At 37.5% G+C, this 19134-nt stretch carries 23 protein-coding genes and 1 pseudogene; 17 read left to right on the forward strand and 7 right to left on the reverse strand.

The window, feature by feature from the left end; all coding sequences use genetic code 11:
* The first annotated feature begins 69 nt into the window (after positions 1-69).
* The 9 genes from sppA to BN1243_RS00170 all read left to right on the forward strand — a co-directional run bounded on the left by sppA (position 70) and on the right by BN1243_RS00170 (position 7371).
* On the forward strand, positions 70-1074 hold the full coding sequence (gene sppA / locus BN1243_RS00130) for a signal peptide peptidase SppA (RefSeq protein ID WP_062104252.1): 1005 nt from the start codon (positions 70-72) through the stop codon (positions 1072-1074).
* A gap of 15 nt (positions 1075-1089) precedes the next feature.
* Positions 1090-1554, forward strand: coding sequence for an RDD family protein (locus BN1243_RS00135; RefSeq protein WP_062104254.1), 465 nt, complete (start codon positions 1090-1092; stop codon positions 1552-1554).
* A gap of 54 nt (positions 1555-1608) precedes the next feature.
* Complete coding sequence (locus BN1243_RS00140; protein WP_062104257.1) at positions 1609-2214, forward strand: DUF2953 domain-containing protein; 606 nt, start codon at positions 1609-1611, stop codon at positions 2212-2214.
* Complete coding sequence (ytfJ, locus tag BN1243_RS00145; protein ID WP_062104258.1) at positions 2207-2686, forward strand: GerW family sporulation protein; 480 nt, start codon at positions 2207-2209, stop codon at positions 2684-2686. Before BN1243_RS00140 ends, ytfJ begins: the two co-directional genes overlap by 8 nt.
* A 153-nt stretch (positions 2687-2839) precedes the next feature.
* Positions 2840-3340, forward strand: a complete 501-nt coding sequence (gene tpx / locus BN1243_RS00150; protein WP_062104260.1) for a thiol peroxidase — start codon at positions 2840-2842, stop codon at positions 3338-3340.
* A 327-nt stretch (positions 3341-3667) separates the two neighbouring features.
* Positions 3668-4672 carry a class I SAM-dependent methyltransferase gene (locus tag BN1243_RS00155; protein ID WP_062104262.1) on the forward strand — a complete coding sequence of 335 codons (1005 nt, stop codon included), beginning with the start codon at positions 3668-3670 and terminating at the stop codon, positions 4670-4672.
* Positions 4673-4802: 130 nt separating this feature from the next.
* Positions 4803-5996 carry an acetate kinase gene (locus BN1243_RS00160; RefSeq protein WP_062104264.1) on the forward strand — a complete coding sequence of 398 codons (1194 nt, stop codon included), beginning with the start codon at positions 4803-4805 and terminating at the stop codon, positions 5994-5996.
* A gap of 29 nt (positions 5997-6025) precedes the next feature.
* Positions 6026-6868: an EcsC family protein gene (locus BN1243_RS00165; RefSeq protein ID WP_062104265.1), complete on the forward strand. Its 843-nt coding sequence runs from the start codon at positions 6026-6028 to the stop codon at positions 6866-6868.
* Positions 6865-7371: a MogA/MoaB family molybdenum cofactor biosynthesis protein gene (locus BN1243_RS00170; RefSeq protein WP_062104267.1), complete on the forward strand. Its 507-nt coding sequence runs from the start codon at positions 6865-6867 to the stop codon at positions 7369-7371. The genes BN1243_RS00165 and BN1243_RS00170 overlap by 4 nt, the downstream gene beginning before the upstream one ends.
* A 498-nt stretch (positions 7372-7869) precedes the next feature.
* Here the strand turns inward: BN1243_RS00170 and BN1243_RS00175 are convergent, their stop codons facing one another.
* From BN1243_RS00175 to BN1243_RS00185, 3 genes are all read right to left on the reverse strand, one after another.
* Complete coding sequence (locus tag BN1243_RS00175; protein ID WP_062104269.1) at positions 7870-8151, reverse strand: NUDIX hydrolase; 282 nt, start codon at positions 8149-8151, stop codon at positions 7870-7872.
* 59 nt (positions 8152-8210) lie between these two features.
* Positions 8211-8753, reverse strand: a complete 543-nt coding sequence (locus BN1243_RS00180) for a ClbS/DfsB family four-helix bundle protein (RefSeq protein WP_062104271.1) — start codon at positions 8751-8753, stop codon at positions 8211-8213.
* Positions 8754-9109: 356 nt separating this feature from the next.
* Entirely contained in the window at positions 9110-9289 is a 180-nt protein-coding gene (locus tag BN1243_RS00185; protein WP_062104273.1) for a hypothetical protein, read from the reverse strand.
* 188 nt (positions 9290-9477) lie between these two features.
* On the opposite strand from BN1243_RS00185, the gene BN1243_RS00190 reads away from it, so the two are divergent.
* From BN1243_RS00190 to ald, 4 genes are all read left to right on the forward strand, one after another.
* Complete coding sequence (locus BN1243_RS00190; RefSeq protein ID WP_062104275.1) at positions 9478-10683, forward strand: argininosuccinate synthase; 1206 nt, start codon at positions 9478-9480, stop codon at positions 10681-10683.
* On the forward strand, positions 10680-12053 hold the full coding sequence (gene argH / locus BN1243_RS00195; RefSeq protein ID WP_062104277.1) for an argininosuccinate lyase: 1374 nt from the start codon (positions 10680-10682) through the stop codon (positions 12051-12053). Before BN1243_RS00190 ends, argH begins: the two co-directional genes overlap by 4 nt.
* Before the next feature lie 393 nt (positions 12054-12446).
* Positions 12447-12584 (forward strand): hypothetical protein, encoded by a 138-nt coding sequence (locus BN1243_RS21915; protein ID WP_154669776.1) that lies wholly within the window; start codon positions 12447-12449, stop codon positions 12582-12584.
* 307 nt (positions 12585-12891) lie between these two features.
* Positions 12892-14007, forward strand: a complete 1116-nt coding sequence (gene ald / locus BN1243_RS00200) for an alanine dehydrogenase (protein ID WP_062104279.1) — start codon at positions 12892-12894, stop codon at positions 14005-14007.
* Between the two features lie 204 nt (positions 14008-14211).
* On the opposite strand, the gene BN1243_RS00205 is transcribed toward ald, so the two are convergent.
* Both BN1243_RS00205 and BN1243_RS21920 read right to left on the reverse strand, forming a co-directional pair.
* A complete protein-coding gene (locus tag BN1243_RS00205; RefSeq protein ID WP_062104281.1) occupies positions 14212-14436 on the reverse strand; it encodes a hypothetical protein in 225 nt (74 codons plus the stop codon).
* 130 nt (positions 14437-14566) lie between these two features.
* A pseudogene (locus BN1243_RS21920) lies at positions 14567-14697 on the reverse strand (IS1595 family transposase); the annotation flags it as partial.
* An 82-nt stretch (positions 14698-14779) separates the two neighbouring features.
* Between BN1243_RS21920 and BN1243_RS00210 the strand changes: the two are divergent.
* Entirely contained in the window at positions 14780-14986 is a 207-nt protein-coding gene (locus BN1243_RS00210) for a zinc ribbon domain-containing protein (RefSeq protein ID WP_062104283.1), read from the forward strand.
* 76 nt (positions 14987-15062) lie between these two features.
* On the opposite strand, the gene BN1243_RS00215 is transcribed toward BN1243_RS00210, so the two are convergent.
* Positions 15063-16157, reverse strand: a complete 1095-nt coding sequence (locus tag BN1243_RS00215; protein WP_062104284.1) for a M24 family metallopeptidase — start codon at positions 16155-16157, stop codon at positions 15063-15065.
* Between the two features lie 193 nt (positions 16158-16350).
* Between BN1243_RS00215 and BN1243_RS00220 the strand changes: the two genes are divergently transcribed.
* The 3 genes from BN1243_RS00220 to BN1243_RS00230 all read left to right on the forward strand — a co-directional run bounded on the left by BN1243_RS00220 (position 16351) and on the right by BN1243_RS00230 (position 18706).
* Positions 16351-17034: a metal-dependent hydrolase gene (locus tag BN1243_RS00220; protein WP_062110231.1), complete on the forward strand. Its 684-nt coding sequence runs from the start codon at positions 16351-16353 to the stop codon at positions 17032-17034.
* A 58-nt stretch (positions 17035-17092) separates the two neighbouring features.
* Entirely contained in the window at positions 17093-17323 is a 231-nt protein-coding gene (locus tag BN1243_RS00225; protein ID WP_062104286.1) for a hypothetical protein, read from the forward strand.
* A 72-nt stretch (positions 17324-17395) separates the two neighbouring features.
* On the forward strand, positions 17396-18706 hold the full coding sequence (locus tag BN1243_RS00230; protein ID WP_062104287.1) for a CBS domain-containing protein: 1311 nt from the start codon (positions 17396-17398) through the stop codon (positions 18704-18706).
* Positions 18707-18730: 24 nt separating this feature from the next.
* Here the strand turns inward: BN1243_RS00230 and BN1243_RS00235 are convergent, their stop codons facing one another.
* A complete protein-coding gene (locus BN1243_RS00235) occupies positions 18731-19036 on the reverse strand; it encodes a YtpI family protein (RefSeq protein ID WP_062104289.1) in 306 nt (101 codons plus the stop codon).
* Positions 19037-19134: the final 98 nt, after the last annotated feature.

Here is a 19134-nt window from a genome sequence, read left to right on the forward strand (position 1 = left end):
GACTTTGAAACTTTTTGAAAGAAAAGAACGTATGTAACGTTGTACGCAGGAAAAAGGAGGAATTTAAATATGACTGGAAAACGATGGTTAGCTCTAGGAATAGCAGCCGCAGTTTTTTTCGTATCAACAATGGTTAATCTAGCCAGTTCATTACTTTTCACTGATTTTTCAAAGCTATTTGGGGAAGGTATGGCAGGAAGTACTGAATTTTTTGAGGAAGTAGTAGAAACAGGGAGTCCGCTGAATAAAATTGCTGTATTGGAGGTAGACGGTGTTATTCAGGATACAGGTGAAGCCTCAATATTCCAAACAGGGGGATACTTACATAAGGAATTTATGAAGCAATTAAATCATGTGAAAGAGGATGCGACTGTTAAAGCAATTGTGCTAAAAGTTAATTCTCCTGGTGGGGGAACGAATGAGTCCGCTGAAATTCATCATAAGCTTGTTCAAATTAAGGAAGAAACTAATAAACCGATCTACGTGTCAATGGGGTCGATGGCAGCATCTGGCGGTTACTATATTTCAGCACCTGCTGATAAAATTTTTGCAAGTCCAGAAACGCTGACAGGTTCTTTAGGTGTCATTATGCAAGGGATAAATATTGCTGAATTAGCTGATAAACTTGGGATTGACTTTACTACTATTAAAAGCGGCCCTTATAAAGATATTATGAGTCAGTATCGAGAAATGACAGATGAAGAGAAGGCCATCCTCGATTCAATGTTGAAAAACTCTTATGATGAATTTGTCAGAGTTATATCAGAAGGTCGTCAAATGCCCGAATCAGATGTTAGGAAACTTGCGGATGGAAGGATCTATGATGGTAGGCAGGCAAAAGAAGTAGGATTGATTGACGATTTTGGGTATGAAGAAGATGTAATTGAGCAATTAAAGAAAGATCATGAACTTGATGGAGCACAAGTGATTCGCTATAGCTCAAGTATTGGCTTCGGTTCTTTATTTGGGGTAGTAACTCAAAAGTTCGGTGGCAAAGAAGCGGAAATGCAGGGAATTGCTAAACTTTTATCACAACCTAATGCACCAAGACTTATGTATTTATATTCTGAATGATAAGGAGGGGAAGTAATGGAAGGGGTATATACGCAAAATATGATCTCTTACGCAGGATTTTGGATGCGCTTTTGGGCTTATCTGTTAGATCTTCTGATTATATTTAGTATCAACGGGATTATAGTAAAACCGATTTTTAGGGCGTTTGGTATTTCATTATCAGAAAGTGGTATTATCACTGGATATGGCATAGCGTCAACAATTATATTCTATGCCTATTTCATTTTAATGACGAAATTTTTCAAACAAACTTTAGGGAAGATGGTCTTTGGTTTAAAAGTGATTCCTATTGAACAGGCTGAACTCACTTGGGGAACGGTCATTTTCCGAGAAGGAATTGGCCGCTATATATCTGCAACTATTACTATTTTATATGTAGTCGTTGCCTTTACGATGAAAAAGCAAGGAATTCACGATTTATTGGCAGATACATCTGTCATTCATGAACGATCACTTCCGTCTAAACCCGCTTATACGTAAGCGGGTTTATTTTTATAGTTTAAAGGTGATAATGATTTCGCGGAGGGATCCTCTATGCTAATTATGATAATCTGCGGAATTGCAATCTTATTTTTATTTCTTATATTCATCATGATGAATATCAACATCCAAATCCTGATTATGACAGGGGTGGAAGAAAATAAAGCTACTATAGAAATAACAAGTTTTTTTGGCCTGTTTCGGTTTAAAAAAGACTTCTCTGATCTTTATCACATAGTTGAAGAGGAGATGGAGGAGGAACCCGATTCTACTTCTGTTAACATAAAAGCGCTAATGAGTGATCTGAAGTTTTTCTATCATTTTTTCCTGGATTTTATTCAAAAATTAAAAGTGAAAAAAATGGAATGGGAAACAAGTATTGGCTTAGGGGATGCTGCGGATACCGCCGTCTTAGCAGGGGCTATTTGGTCAATAAAAGGAATTATTCTATCTTGGATGAAAAGTTATTTAACATTCAACCCTCGTGTTCACGTCTTCCCTCATTACCAGCAAATATGGTTTCAAACGAGAATCCAATGTATGGTTGATTTAAAAGCAGGTCATGCTATATGGACAGGATATAAGTTTTACAGACAATGGAAAAGATATAAGAGATTATCTCATTACTCTGAAAAAAATAGGAGGGTCATAAATGGCTGAACATCCAATCCAAGCATTAATGACAACTGCAATGGAAAATTTGAAAGAGATGATCGACGTCAATACGATCATTGGAGAACCAGTTGAAACGCCAGATGGTGGGGTTATTCTAACTGTATCTAAAGTAGGGTTTGGCTTTGCGACTGGAGGAAGTGAGTTTAAAGGTGGCAATTCTTCTGGTGGGCAATCAGGCGGGAATTCCTCTGATGATGAATCGGATCAAAGTTCTGGAAACGCAAAATTTCCTTTCGGTGGTGGTAGTGGTGGCGGTGTTTCGATTACACCCATTGCTTTTCTAGTCGTTAATAAATCAGGAGTGAATATCCTTCACTTGGAACAAAACACCCATTTATTTGAAAAAATGCTAGACCTTGCACCTGCTGCGATTGATAAAATTCAACAACTAGCTAGTAAAAGTGGGCAGCAAAAAAAGCAATCAGAAAATAAAACAAACTTGGATTTTGATATATAAGCCGGTCAAAGTTACCGGCTTTTTCTATGGAGAGTTTCAGTAATGGCGATTTAAAAAAGGCTTATAAAACATTCAAAAAGCACTTATTACTTGCATGATCGGAAAATTTGTTCAATTATATAAGTATACTTGTGTTCTAAGGAGGAAAAATTCATGGCAACAGTTACTTTTAAGGGAAACCCAATGGAATTAGTCGGAAGCGAAGTGAAAGTAGGAGATAAAGCTCCAGATTTCACAGTACTTGCAAATGATTTATCTGAAGTTAAGCTTAGTGATTTTGCTGGACAAGTAAAATTAATTAGTGTTGTTCCTTCTGTTGATACAGGGGTTTGTTCAGTGCAAACAAAACGGTTTAATGAGGCAGTAGCTGAATTGAACAATGTTCAAGTACTAACAATATCTGCTGATTTGCCATTTGCTCAAGCACGTTGGGCAACCGAAAATAATCTTGGTAATGCAAAAATTTATTCGGATCACCGTGATTTATCTTTTGGAGAGGCTTATGGTGTTGTCATGAAAGACCTTCGCCTTTTGGCTCGTAGTGTCTTTGTTATTGACAGCAATGACCAAGTTGTTTATGCAGAATATGTTAGTGAAGGAACGAATCACCCGGAGTACGATGCAGCACTTGAAGCCGCAAAACAAGCAAAATAACTTTTAAAATGAGTCCTAGGACAACCTCCTAGGACTTTTTAAAAGCTGAAAAATAATCTTTAGATCCAGTGTAAAACTGGTGCTCACGCTTTTCTTCTCTTTAAAAGAAACCCTTTCCACTTGATGAACATTTCACATAATTTCGAACTTCCCTTATATCACGCTTTTTCCTTGTTTCCGCATCGTGTGACAGCTAAACTATACAGAGGGGAATCATGTATATAAAGTCAGCATTTTAGATTACAGTTAAGAGTGTTTTTGATGAAATTGGACTTGAAGCTATCAATTGCTTTTAGCTTAACAGAGGAAACCTTAAAAATTGAATAGATGGGAGGGTTTGTTTTGTACGAGACATCAATTGAAAAACTTTTTACCATCTTTGATCAAACATCCGCCATTTTACAAGAAGAATTGGCTTGTACATACTTAGAGGCACTAGCTGAGACAGGAGAAAACTTGTTTCATGGAGAAGTTTTACAAGATACTGTAAGTGAAATTACGAAAAAAAGATTGCAAAAAGAGTATGCAGAATTGACAATTACTTCTTTTCCACCTGAGGAGATTCGTAGAGCCTTTCAGTTGGCAATACTAAAAGGTATGAAGGGACACACTCAACCTAATCATCAAATGACCCCTGACTCAATTGGGTTATTAATCAGTTATTTAACTCGAAAATTTCTATCTGACATAGAAGATATTTCGATATTAGATCCTGCTGTTGGAACAGGGAATTTATTGTCCACAATAGTCAATGCATACAATCAGGGTTCAAATATCCAGTCATTCGGTGTTGAAGTAGATGAGCTGTTAATTAGACTAGCTTATATTGGCGCGAACTTACAGGGACAGTTTACTGAATTCTTCCATCAAGATGGACTTGGGCCACTTTTAATTGATCCTGTTGATCTCGTTGTTTGTGACTTGCCTGTAGGCTATTATCCAAACGATATACAGGCTAAAGAATTTCAGCTAAATGCGTCAGAGGGACATGCTTTTGCTCATCACCTATTTATTGAACAGAGTATTAAGCATACGAAACCAGGCGGGTACTTATTTTTTCTAATACCGAATGGTTTGTTTGAAACTGAAGAGGCACCAAAGCTACATCGATTCCTAAAAGACACAGCTTATATACAAGGGATTCTCCAGTTGCCATTTTCAATTTTTAAAAATAATCAAGCAGCAAAAAGTATTTTTATTTTACAAAAGAAAAGTCCTGAGGTGAAAGCACCGAAAGAAGTGTTGCTTGCAACTTTACCAAGTCTTTCCAAAAAAGAAGCTGTTGATAAAATTCTTTGGAAAATGGAAAAATGGTTTAAAGAGAACAAATAAAAAGTAAGGCGAGTTATTATGCCTATACTTTACACGAAGAACAAGATAGCAGTTCTGTCAAAAGCAGGAAAAATATTGTAGTAAAAAACAAAAAATATTAATTAGAATAACAACAGAAGGATGATGATTTATGGCAAAAATTTTCGCGGTAAACGCTGGTAGCTCATCTTTGAAATTTCAACTAATCGATATGCCCGAAGAAAAGGTCATCACCAAAGGTTTAATCGAACGTATTGGTCTAAAAGATTCTATCTTTTCTATGAATGTTGGTACTGAAAGGCATAAAGAAACAAAAGATATCCATAATCATGAAGAAGCTGTTGCAATATTGCTAGATAGACTTACTTCACTAGGTGTGATCAAAACACTCAACGAGATTGACGGAGTAGGTCATCGGGTTGTCCACGGCGGAGAAATCTTTGATGATTCTGCATTGATTGACAAGAAGGCATTAGAAGATATCGAAAAACTATCCGAACTTGCGCCCCTTCATAATCCAGCCAATGCGACAGGAATTATAGAATTTCAAAAGGCATTACCAAATGTACCTCATGTTGCTGTTTTTGATACGGCTTTTCATCAAACGATGCCTGAAAGTTCATTTCTATACAGTCTGCCATATGAATATTATAAAAAATACGGAATTCGTAAATATGGATTTCATGGAACTTCTCATAAATATGTTTCAGAAAGAGCAGCCGAGCTTTTAGAACGTCCGCTTTCTCAACTTCGTCTCATCTCATGTCACCTAGGTAATGGAGCAAGTATTGCGGCTATTAAAGGTGGAAAATCAATTGATACTTCGATGGGATTCACACCTCTCGCAGGGGTAACAATGGGAACAAGATCTGGAAACATTGACCCAGCCCTTATTCCGTATGTGATGGAAAAGACTGGTAAAACTGCTGACGAGGTCATTGACGTGTTGAATAAAGAATCCGGAATGCTTGGAGTTTCAGGTTTCTCTAGTGATCTTCGTGATATTGAATTAGAATCTAATAATGGAAATCATCGTGCTGAACTAGCCTTGCATATTTTCGCGGACAGAATCCATAAATATTTGGGATCCTATGCGGCACGCATGTCAGGTCTTGATGCGATTATTTTCACTGCTGGGATTGGGGAAAATAGCAGTACTATTCGTGCAAAAGTGTTAAATGGACTTGAATTTATGGGTGTATATTGGGATCCAGATTCAAATAAAATTCGTGGTCAGGAAGTCTTTTTAAATTACCCGCATTCACCAGTTAAAGTTATTGTTATTCCGACAAACGAGGAAATCATGATTGCACGGGATGTTGTTCGACTTTCACCACAATCTTAATTAAAATCTAAAAATTGAGGTGGATTCAAATGGAATTGACCAAGAGAGAGGAACAGCTTTGGGAGGAACTTCATGAATGGCGCCAAACCTTTTTTGAATATGAACCAACCGACTTAGAGAACTCTTATGATAAATGGCTGGACAAAGCATTTTCCCTTTTACCAGAAACAGTTCAAGATCAATTTTTTGAAAAACTTGATGATTGGTTATTTCAATTAAACTCTTTACTTAGGTCTTCGAAGTTACAAACAGAAGCAAGGGAAAGAATTTTAACTTCAGCAAGAATGATGAATGATGAAGTAACTGATTTTCGTGATATGAGGAAAATGTCGATTGACCAATTAACATTTTTAGGAGAACAGCAAGCGGCTAAGCATCGATTGTATTCTCTTTGTCAAGGTGGGGTTTCTGGATCTGGGCAAACTATCGCTATTAGCAGTGATTTCTTGGCCATGCTTGTCATTAATCTGCGTGCAGTTCAGTTAATAGCCATGTCATTTGGCTATGACGTACAATCTCCAGCGGGTTTACGTGAAACATTAAAGGTATTTAATGTGGCTACGATGCCGGAGCGTATGAAAATGTATGGCTGGGAGCAGTTAATGGATGATTTACAACAAGATGATAAACAATTCTATTTGGATTTACCTGATCGGATTACAGATCCAAGCTGGATCGATGAACCAATAAAACAACTTCTAAAAATTGCTCTCATATTGATGTTTGCCGGCCGAAAGGTTTCAGGTGTACCTTTTATTTCCGTTGCGATCGGTGCAGGAGTCAATTATCAAACAACAAGAAAAGTCACTCGTTTTGCTTTGAAATATTATCAGTATAAGCATCTATATGGAAAAAGTGGCGGAATTGTATGAGTGTAATTGACCATAAACGTCAATCACCTGATGCTGTCTCCTGTGCAGTCCTAACGGTTAGTGATACTAGAACAGCCGAAACAGATAAGAGCGGCAAATTAGTGATGGAGCTACTAGAAGAAAAAGGTCATCGCACAACATTTTATAAAATTGTCCACGATGATACTAATCAAATTCAAGCTGCAGTTGAAGAGGCATGTGGAAAAAGCGATACCGATGTTATCTTAATAACAGGTGGCACTGGCATCGCAAAAAGGGATATAACGATTGAAACTGTGTCCCCCTTGTTCGAAAAGGAAATCATTGGCTTTGGGGAGATTTTTCGAATGGTCAGTTATTTAGAAGACATCGGATCAGCTGCCATTTTATCGCGTGCGACTGCAGGCATTTATCAAAACAAAGCCATTTTCGTTATGCCAGGATCATCAGGTGCAGTAAGGCTTGCAATGAATAAATTGATATTGAATGAGCTTAGTCATATAGTGAGGGAATTAAATAAGTAAGAAAAAACTCCTCTTTTCTGTGAGGATCACTGAAAAAGTACCCTAAAAGAAAAAGTTCTGTTAAACTTGGTTGTTGATTTGCGCTCCAGGCGGCTTCGCTTTCCGCGGGCGGCCCGGGGAGCCTCCTCGGCGCTTTGCGCGCCTGTGGGGTCTCCCCAGCCCCTTACTCCCGCAGGAGTCTTCGCGCTTTCCGCTCCAATCAACAGCGTTAAAAAAATATATAGACTTCTTACATTGTTATGTAAAAAAGGTAAAATGCCTCATAGATTTGAGGGAATTATCCCTTTTTGTATTAAAGGGTGGAGGTTTTTCATAGGTAGTTCACTTACCGTGGAGAAAACGCCAAATAACATCCAAATAGCATTAAAACTAACTTTGCTTATAGCAGCTTCCTTCACACCCAATTTAACAAGCATAAACGCTTGGATAGGTTAACTCATCCAAGCGTTTTTTGTTTTATTTATATTATTGTCTTGCTCAACTAAAGCCCTCCGTTAGTTAAGAACTCTCATCAAAAATATGAAAATGACATATTTTATTTTCTAGTGCATCATCAATTCTTTTAATATTCCACGGATGTATTTGTTCAGGTAACTTTTCTCGTTCAAAGAACTGCACTTGTTCTATTTCTTCATTCGGCTTCCAATCAATTCTATTCAAGATTGTCGCCCTAAACAAAAAAACCAAATTGTCATTCGAGCAAGAATAGTAAGTTGAAATAAGATTATTTACCTCCACAACATAACCTGTTTCTTCTAACACTTCTCTTTTTACACCCATTTGCTTAATAACTTCAACAAAAAAAGCATTAATCCTTCTTTGATTATGCCCCCGATAGTTTAAGTACTTTTATTCATATACTCACTCTTTTCCCCTTCTTTTATAGACTTTGCAATAGCTTCACACTTTTTTATCGCCCAATTGTAATGATTGGAAGTGTTTGCTACAAAATAGCTATATAAATTACTTGTTTTTGTCCACTTATAGTATTTTTTTGTAATGATTTCTTCATTGGAATGCGATTTAATTAGCTCCATCACTCTTTCATGACTTAACTTCAATTTTTTAATAGCTTGATTCAATGTTACTTCTTGATAGTTTTCCCAAATTTTCATATTAAGCAGCTTGATAGTACGCCATTTATAACCAGGTGCGGGCATTATAGGAATATCTCCATCCATACCTTCGCTATACCACCTCTCCAGCATTGCGTGCCATTCATACAGGTGCATCAACACATCACGAAAATTCTTATCTCTTTCTTGAGTTTCAATAGAAATGCCCCGTTTTCTGTTAGGAATAGATTCAATTATTTCAAGTAATGATTTAAAACTTTTGTCGCTATCCAATAATAAAATTTCTTTTTCACTTTTTACTATCATGATAATTCCCCCCTTTTTTACTACATATTAAACAAGAGTGTATGGTCTTGTATTAAAATGACTTTTAACTTGTTAATTGAGTTTTTCTCTATCTAAAGTAAAATACTTAGGTTTTTCAGTGTCCTTTTCCCGACGTTTTTAATTAGGTTGTTTTCTAACGGATTGTTGCTTTCGTATAGAGTAAGTAACTAGTAAACATGCACGGAGCAGCCCGAATACACGTAGACTCCTGTGGGAAGTAAGAGCTAGGCAAGACCCCGCAGGGCGCAGCCCGAGGAGGCTTGCCACTCGCCCACGGAAAGCGAAGTGTATTCGGGGTGCGGTCTCAATAACAACAATCTACACGAAAAGAGCCTTTATTTAATAGTAGCAAAAAGCATAATAAAAACAATAATCAATCCGAAAAGGATAGCACTAACCCATTTCTCTCTCCTATAGTCCTCTTTTTGAATGATACTTTCAATTAGATCGGAAAATACCACAATAAACAAGACCCCTAGGATAAAACCGATTCCTAAAAATATATAGCCATTCATTCAAATTAGCCTCCAATTCAATTATAAGTTCATAATATCAAAGAGTTTCGAAAAAAAGAAAATGTTTTTTTATACATTTTTATGAATAAGTATTGAAATAAAATTTTCCATATGGTAATATCCAATATATCAAATGATTAAAAATAAATGTTCGTGTATAAGTATACAACCTATCAGGAGGGTTTAGGATGAAGAAAAAAGTTGTTTTAGCCTATTCCGGCGGTCTAGATACATCCGTTGCAATTAAGTGGTTTTTAGATAAAGATTATGATGTCATTGCATGTTGCCTTGATGTCGGTGAGGGAAAAGATCTTGCTTTTATCCAGTCAAAAGCGTTGGATATGGGCGCTTCCAAGAGTATTGTAGTTGATGCAAAAGAAGAATTTGCTAATGAATATGCATTACTAGCGCTACAAGCTCATACGATGTATGAACAAAAATATCCGCTCGTGTCGGCCCTTTCTAGACCACTGATAGCTAAAAAATTAGTTGAAGTTGCTGAACAAGAAAATGCAGATGCGGTTGCACATGGTTGTACAGGTAAAGGAAATGATCAAGTCCGTTTTGAAGTTTCTATTAAAGCCTTAAATCCGGAACTTGAAGTTTTAGCTCCTGTTCGTGAATGGAGTTGGTCACGTGAAGAGGAAATTCAATATGCGAAGGAAAAAGGTGTACCAATCCCAATTGATTTAGATAGTCCGTTTTCAATTGACCAAAATTTGTGGGGAAGAAGTAATGAGTGTGGAATTCTGGAAGATCCTTGGGCAGCTCCACCAGAAAATGCCTACGATTTAACAGCAGCTTTGGAGGATACACCTGATCAACCTGATATCATTGAAATTGAATTTGTTGAGGGAGTTCCTGTATCGATCGACGGAAAACATTATTCTTTAAGTGACCTCATTTTAACTTTGAATAAAATTGCTGGGAAACACGGTGTTGGTCGTATTGACCACGTAGAAAATAGATTAGTAGGAATTAAATCTCGCGAAATTTACGAATGTCCAGGAGCTGTTACACTTCTTACTGCTCACAAAGAACTAGAAGACTTGACACTTGTAAAAGAATTGGCACATTTCAAGCCTGTTATTGAAAAGAAATTAACAGAAATGATCTATGAAGGACTTTGGTTTTCGCCATTAAAACCAGCATTAGAAGCATTTCTTAAAGAAACACAACAATTTGTTAATGGAATTGTAAGAGTGAAACTCTTTAAAGGCCATGCTATTGTTGAAGGAAGAAAATCACCGAATTCGCTTTATAATGAGAAGCTAGCTACGTATACTTCAGATGACGAATTCGACCAATCCGCGTCAGTTGGATTTATTAAACTTTGGGGTCTACCAACAGAAGTACACAGTATGATTCATAAGAAGAATAAGGTGAAAGCATGAAGAAAGCATGGGGTGGACGTTTTTCCAAAACCCCTGAACAATGGATCGAGGAATTTGGTGCCTCGATCTCTTTTGATCAGGAATTAGTTTTTGAAGATATCGAGGGTAGTATCGCTCACGTGACGATGCTTGGAAAAACAAATATCATACCAAAAGAAGACAGTGAAAAAATTATCGGCGGACTTTTGAAGTTAAAGGAGAAAGCTGAAGCAGGCGAGTTGGATTACTCCGTTTCAGAGGAAGATATTCATCTCAATTTAGAAAAAATGTTGACTGATGAAATTGGCTCTGTCGGGGGGAAATTGCATACTGGAAGAAGCCGTAATGATCAAGTGGCTACTGACATGCACCTATATTTGAAAAAACAAGTTTTAACAATTATGGGCCATATTAAGGAATTACAAGGAGCACTTGTGGAACAGGCTGAAAAAAATGTTGAAACTGTATTTCCAGGTTATACACATTTGCAGCGTGCTCAGCCCGTTTCGTTTGCACACCACTTACTCGCATATTTCTGGATGTTAGAGCGAGACTATGAACGCTTTGAGGAAAGTTTAAAGCGGATTGATCTATCTCCGCTCGGCGCTAGTGCTTTGGCTGGTACTACATTCCCGATCGATCGTCATTTCACAGCGGAAAAGCTTGGTTTTTCAGCAGTTTATGAAAATAGCATGGATGCGGTGAGCGACCGAGATTTCGTTGTTGAATTTTTAAGTAATTCTTCATTAACGATAACTCACCTATCAAGACTTGCAGAAGAAATCATTTTATGGTCTAGTAAAGAATTTAATTTTATTGAACTTGATGATACATATGCAACAGGCAGCAGCATCATGCCGCAAAAGAAAAATCCTGATATGGCTGAGTTAATTCGTGGTAAAAGTGGACGTGTTATCGGTCATTTGATGGGAATGCTGACAACTCTAAAGGGTTTGCCGCTTACGTATAATAAAGACATGCAAGAAGATAAAGAAGGTATGTTTGATACTGTACATACGATGATTGGTTCGTTGAAAATCTTTGCAGGGATGATTCAAACAATGTCTGTTAAAACAGATGTTATGGAACAGTCAGTTCATCAAGATTTTTCCAATGCTACTGAACTTGCGGATTATTTGGCAACGAAAGGTATTCCATTCCGTGAAGCACACGAAATTGTTGGGAAACTGGTGTTATCCTGCATTCAGAAAAATGGTTACTTACTTGATTTAACTTTAGAAGAGCTTCAAGACGCATGTCCTAAAATTGAAAAAGACATTTTTGACATTCTATCTCCTAGAGAAGCCGTTAAACGCAGGAATTCATACGGTGGAACAGGATTCGATCAGGTAAGAATCCAATTGGACAAGGCACAACAGAAATTGAACTAAAAGCAAGTCCCTCAGCTTTTTTTTAGGATGAAATTCGGCTATTGCTATTGTTGTGCTAGTTCCAGCGTCCAGCTGCTGGCAAACTTTTGGCTTCATTCATCGCACCTCCGCTTTTCTTTGTCTAGCTCCGGTGCCCAGCGACTAGCAAACTTTTCGCTTCCTCCTACGATAAGTCAACATCGGTTCGTCCAGTGGGACTCACCGTGTTTCCTAAATCTCGGGCCAACAGGATGTTGGTCAGAACGGCGTTGCGCCAGGACGGCGCGTTTTTTAGCCGTTCATCCTTTTTCAACAGTTTGAACGTCGCTAAACGGGCACCTCCGCTTTTCTTAGTATATCTGTTCAGTCGCTGTAAATAATATAAGGGAAACATCGAAAAGGAGCGGATTATTCATGAAAAAACAACATGACAAACATCAATATGAATACGCTGAAGAAGAAAACGCAAAAACGATGGAACAGATTAAAAATGTGTACACTGACGGAGCCATGGGACAAGATGAGGAAAATGAGGAAAAGCTTGAAGATTGATTTTGCAAACTTCGGAACCAAGCAGAATTTTCTGCTTGGTTCCTTTATTTAAAAAATTAGGGGATGCAAACTTTGATCTCATGGAAAAAAAGTAAATTATTAGAAGACTAGTTCTATTTTTTCTTCTTCATTCCTAAAAAATGGATGTCAACAACTCTACATAATGTTATGATTGTTTGTATGGGGAAAAGGCAAGAGATTCTTTCGACTGACTTTACTTTACACCCCGGTTTTAAGGATAAGGTGAAGAGTAAATTCTACATCAACACCTTGCCTTGGATAATCTTCGTATGGAGGGACAAAACATATGAGAATTGGAGTACCAAAGGAATTAATAAATAATGAAAATCGAGTTGCGATGACTCCGGCGGGGGTAGTTACTCTTACTGCAGCCGGACATGAATTATATATTGAAACAGGAGCGGGCCTTGGTTCTGGCTTTACAGATGAATTGTATCGTGAAGTCGGTGCAAAGATTGTTGATTCCGCGGAAGAAGCTTGGGCTCAAGAATTGGTCATGAAAGTGAAAGCCCCAGTGGAGGAAGAATTTCGCTTTTTGCGTAATGACTTAATTTTATTTACTTATTTACATCTAGCTAATGAAGAAGCTTTAACTAAAGATTTGCTTGATAAACAAGTGAATTCGATAGCCTATGAAACCGTTCAACTTCCCAATCGTTCCCTGCCTCTATTAACACCAATGAGTGAAGTTGCAGGACGGATGTCTGTGCAAATCGGTGCACAGTTTTTAGAAAAAAATCACGGTGGACAAGGAATATTATTATCAGGTGTTCCAGGAGTTAAACGCGGGAAAGTCACCATTATTGGTGGGGGGATCGTCGGAACGAATGCGGCGAAAATTGCTGTCGGATTTGGCGCTGAAGTAACGATCATTGATTTAAGTGCTAATCGCCTTCGTGAACTAGAAGATATTTTTGGAAGGCAAGTGACAACGTTAGTTTCCAATCCATTTAATATTGCCGAAGCTGTTAAAGAATCTGATCTTATCGTTGGTGCCGTCTTAATTCCTGGGGCAAAAGCACCTAAGCTAGTTTCTGAGGATATGATTAAAACAATGAAACCGGGATCAGTTGTGATTGACATAGCTATCGATCAAGGTGGAATTTTTGAAACGAGTGATCGGGTGACAACACATGATAATCCAACATATGTAAAACATGGCGTTGTCCATTATGCAGTTGCTAATATGCCAGGTGCAGTTCCACGTACCTCCACGATTGCACTGACAAATGCCACCATTCCATATGCCCTTCAAATTGCGAATAAAGGCTTTGAAAAAGCATGCTTAGAGAATGAGTCGCTAATGAAAGGACTTAACACTCTAAAAGGGCATATTACACATCAAGGAGTAGCAGATGCATTTCAATTATCATGTACAGATGCGACAAGTTTGCTAAATTAAAATATGAAGCAGATGGGAATTTATTTCCACCTGCTTTTTCTTTATATTTGCCTATGTTAAAGGTTAATGTTGATAAAAAATAAAAAAAGAAGGAACTTCATCATTTGAAAGTTCTACTGTTTAATATTGGCTTCTGAAACGATCGAGCCCGATTACTTAAATACAGTCTTTCATAAAAATTAAAGACTTCGTCATAACTCTATTTTACATAAAAACAGAAAAAGACCGTACAATTAAAAACATACTAGCTATTCCCCATACCGTAGCTCCCACTATCCACCAAATAACGGGTTTATATGAAATCTGTTTACTCTCCATACTTTCCTCGTTTTCTATTATTAAAGCAACCTTCATTTCCATACTTTTTTTCATAGAAACAAGAACAATAAATCCAGTTACGATGAAGCCGACAGTTATCCAAAGCAACAATTTTCATACCCCCATTTTTAAGAGTTAATTTCCTAACTAGCTACATAGTTTAGTTAAAATACAATCCAACAAAATATCGATCATACACTTTTAACATAGGTTTCCAATTACCTTTGAATAAAAATAATTTCTAAATTGTACATTTACTTAACCTTAATGTATCATATGTTTCTGTATTTTGTATAAAGTTCCCTTGAATAATCAAGTTCTTTATTCATTGTTTTGATAATGTATACTTTCTAAGACTTGAAACAACAACAAAGTTTAACATAGCCTTATTTTTAAAAGTGAGCGAAACCAAATGAGTCATCAATCCGTAAACCTTAAAAAGGAGTTGATGACGATGGCAGATACTAAAGGTTGTATAAAATGTGGAAGTAGAAATGCAGGTACAAAAGATGTAGCGATGACAGGGACAGGATTATCGAAGATGTTTGATATTCAACACAACCAATTCACCGTCATTTTCTGTAAGAATTGCGGATATTCGGAGTTTTACAATAAGCAAAGTTCAACAGGGAGTAACATACTTGACTTGTTTTTTGGGTGAATTTAAAAGTGTGCTCTCAAAAGTTTACTTAAAAGGACACTCTTCCTATAAATGTTAGAAAAGTGTCCTTTAGCCCTTATATATTTTGCAAAGTCTTCGGATATTTCGTTAGCACTTCAGCTCCATCCTCTGTCACGAATACGTCGTCCTCAATACGAACGCCTGCAACCCCTGGAACATAGATGCCAGGTTCAATAGTGAACACCATTCCCTCTTTCATAACTAATTCATTTGTTGCTGTCACGGATGGATATTCATGAACACTTATTCCAAGACCATGCCCGAGACGATGTGGAAAATACTCGCCGTAACCAGCTTCCGCAATGATATTTCGTGCTGTTAGGTCTAGATCCTTTGCTAGAATTCCTGGTTTAACCGCTCGTACAGCTGCTTCTTGAGCTTGTAGTACGGTTTGATAAATCTTTTCCTGCTCGGCCGAAATATCGCCAAATGCTACGGTTCTCGTTATATCAGAACAATAACCTTCATAGATAACACCTAGATCGAATAGAACGAGATCTCCTCTTTGAATTTTTGTCATACCAGGAGTTCCGTGTGGTGATGCAGCATTTGCTCCTGTTAATACCATCGTATCAAAGGACATTCCTGACACGCCCTTTTTCTTAACTTCATACTCAATTGCTGCTATAAGATCAAGTTCCGTTTTTCCTTCCGCAATTTCGTTTACACCAACTTGCACTGCGAAATCCGCAAGTTCACATGCTTTGCGAAGTAATTTAATTTCCTCTGAATCTTTAACTAATCGCAATTCATTAAGAATCGTTTCAGCCCCTTGAAAAGCAGCACCAGAAAATCGCCACATAAGTTCTTCAAAACGAGAAACATTTAAATGCTCTCTTTCAATAACCCAATTTTTCACATTTCCAATTCTAGCCTTAACGCGTTCCTCGAGCATTTCCCATGGATTTTCCGTATCGTTATAACCAATCACTTCATATTCCCATCCAGCCTGCTTTGCATCATCTTTTTCCATCGCAGGGCAAATCAATAATGGTTCCTCATCCTGGAAATTGACTAATCCTAGCAACCGTTCATGCGGTTCACTCCGAAAACCAGTTAAATAAAAAATATTATCTGGCATAGTGATAAAAGCAGCATCAAAATCTTTTTCTCTAAGCCATGTAGAAAGTTTTTTTAGGCGCGTATTCAAATCGTCCATCTCCTTTTCTAACTGTCCATCCTTATGTGATAGCGACTAACATACTCCCGTAAACATTATAAGTGGCCTCTCGCTTCTCTATAAAAATGTATCAGTTTTTATGAAAGAAGAAAAGAAATTAGAGGGAAAACTAAAAAAGAAGCGAAGTGAGTATAGACAGATCATTTTAAGGAGAGATGCATTAATGAGAGTATCTTATCATGGTCATTCCGTAGTGAAAATTGAAACAAACGGAAAAACAATTCTTTTCGATCCTTTTATCACCGGAAATGAATTGACTGACTTAAAAGCCGAAAATGAAAATCCGGATGTAATTATTTTGACGCATGGACATGGAGATCATGTAGGTGATACAGAATCAATTGCAAAACGTTGTAATCCACTTATTATTGCCCCCAATGAGATTGCGGTTTATTTAGGCTTTAAGGGTCTAAATACACATGGAATGAATATTGGTGGTGCTTATGAATTTGACTTTGGTAAGGTAAAATATACTCCTGCTTTCCATAGCTCATCGATTACGACTGACGATCAACAGATTATTTATATGGGCATGCCCGCAGGTGTTCTATTGATGTCCGAAGGAAAAACGATTTATCATGCTGGGGATACAGCCTTATTTTCTGATATGAAATTAATCGGAGCGCGACATCCCGTTGATCTTGCGTTTTTGCCAATAGGAGATAATTTTACTATGGGGCCTGAAGATGCGGCGTTAGCAGCAACGTTTATAGGGGCTAAAATAGTTGTACCAGTCCATTATAATACGTTTCCCCCTATTAAGCAGAATCCAGAAGATTTTATTGAATTACTTGATGAAAGTATTGAAGGCAGGATATTAAATCCTGGTGATTCACTCGCATTATAAATAAAAGGTTTTTTGTTAAACCCTCCTTGCATACAATAGCAAAAAGGAGGGTTTATTAATGAACAACCGTTATTTACTTTGTTCACTCTTATGTGTAGCTATGTTGTATTTTGCTCTTCCAAAATTATCTCCTGGTGCTCCAGGAATAGAGGGCGCATTTGCACTCGCATGGCTCGTTTTTGCGGTGATTGTTTTAGCTGGAAATTTATCTGCGCTCCTCTTTTTACCGAAAAAAGCGTCGGCTGGTGACAAGAAAACACCTAGAGTAAAAAGGAGGATGTATTCTTAAAATTGGTCGACTGCCACTTTTCCCGATATAATAGAGCTACTCATAGAACGGTAAAGGAAAAGGGTGAAAAGGTTGGCGACAAAGCATGAACAAATTATTCGCCACATCGACAGTCTCCCGATCGGAGAAAAAATATCGGTACGGCAAATAGCAAAAGAACTAAAAGTAAGTGAAGGAACGGCATATCGAGCTATTAAAGACGCTGAAAATAAAGGATATGTGAGTACAATTGAAAGAGTCGGAACGATTCGAATCGAACGCAAGAAAAAGGAAAATATTGAAAAACTTACTTTCGCTGAAGTAGTCAATATTATTGATGGACAAGTGCTCGGGGGAAAAGCAGGATTGCATAAGACGTTAACAAAGTTTGTCATTGGTGCGATGAAAATGGATGCCATCAAAAGGTATACAGGTCCTGGAAACTTGTTGATCGTTGGAAATCGGACAGATGTACATGAATTTGCTCTAAGAACAGGAGCGGCAGTTTTAATTACTGGCGGATTTGACACAAATGAAGATGTGAAACAATTAGCTGATGAATTAAAATTACCGATTTTGTCTACAAGTTATGATACTTTTACTGTCGCTACGATGATTAACCGTGCGATATATGATCAATTGATTAAAAAGGAAATCATCTTAGTTGAGGATATTTTAACCCCTGAAAACGAATCTGCCAGCATTCAAATGAAAGAAACAGTTTCTGATTGGTATGCGAAAAAGTATGAGACGAATCACAGTCGTTTTCCTGTACTTGATGGCAGCAATAAAGTTGTAGGGATCGTAACGGGAAAGGATGTTATTGGTCAAAATGAAACGTTAACAATTGATAAAGTTATGACTAGAAATCCTTTAACAGTTGGAAAAAAGACAAGTGTCGCATCGGTAGCACATATGATGATTTGGGAAGGAATTGAAGTACTGCCAGTTGTCGATGGGCAAAATCGGTTTGAAGGAATCATTAGTAGGCAAGATGTCTTGAAAGCTCTCCAAATGATTCAGCGCCAGCCTCACGTTGGGGAGACCATTGACGATACGGTGACAAAACAGCTTGATGTTGGAGAAAATATAGACGAAAACGCCTTCTATTTTGAAGTTACCCCACAAATGACGAATCATTTAGGAACCATTTCATATGGTGTGTTCACAACGATCGTGACAGATGCTGCTAGTCAAGTATTCCGGCAACAAAAAAAGGGAGAACTGGCTGTAGAAAATTTGACGATTTACTTTTTAAAGCCGGCCCAAATGGATGCTGTTTTACTTGTACAACCTCGAATTCTTGAAGCGGGAAGAAAATTTGGAAAAGTGGATGTCGAGGTATTTAATGGCGGTGAATTAATCGGAAAAGCATTGATGATGTGCAAGTTAATTGAAAAATGATAAAGTCGCCTTAAAAAGGCGACTTTATTGGCGAGCAGCTTCTTCCGCTTCTTTAATAGCGTATGGAATATGGTGGCGATAAGATTTAAAACCGACCCAGGCGCTAGCTGCTCCAAGGATTAAGAATATAGCTGCTATAATATAAGTGAGCGGTGTTTGGTAAAGAAATACTTGGTTAATTCCAAATAGAGCAACAAAAGTCCCGAGTGCCACACTCGATTTTCCGCTTAATAATTTTCGCTCCATAGGCAATCTGCTTCTTACATACTTAATTTTATAAAAAACATAAAAAGATAAAGAGACAACAATAAAGAAAACAAGAAATGGCATAATGGTGTTTCCTCCGTTTCAATGTGAAGACAACGCTATTCCTATTGTATCGTAATGTTTTAATAAGACAAATGAAAAATATATGAACAAGGAAAGGA

The sequence above is a fragment of the Bacillus niameyensis genome (assembly GCF_001375535.1).
Lineage (GTDB): Bacteria > Bacillota > Bacilli > Bacillales > Bacillaceae_C > Lederbergia > Lederbergia niameyensis.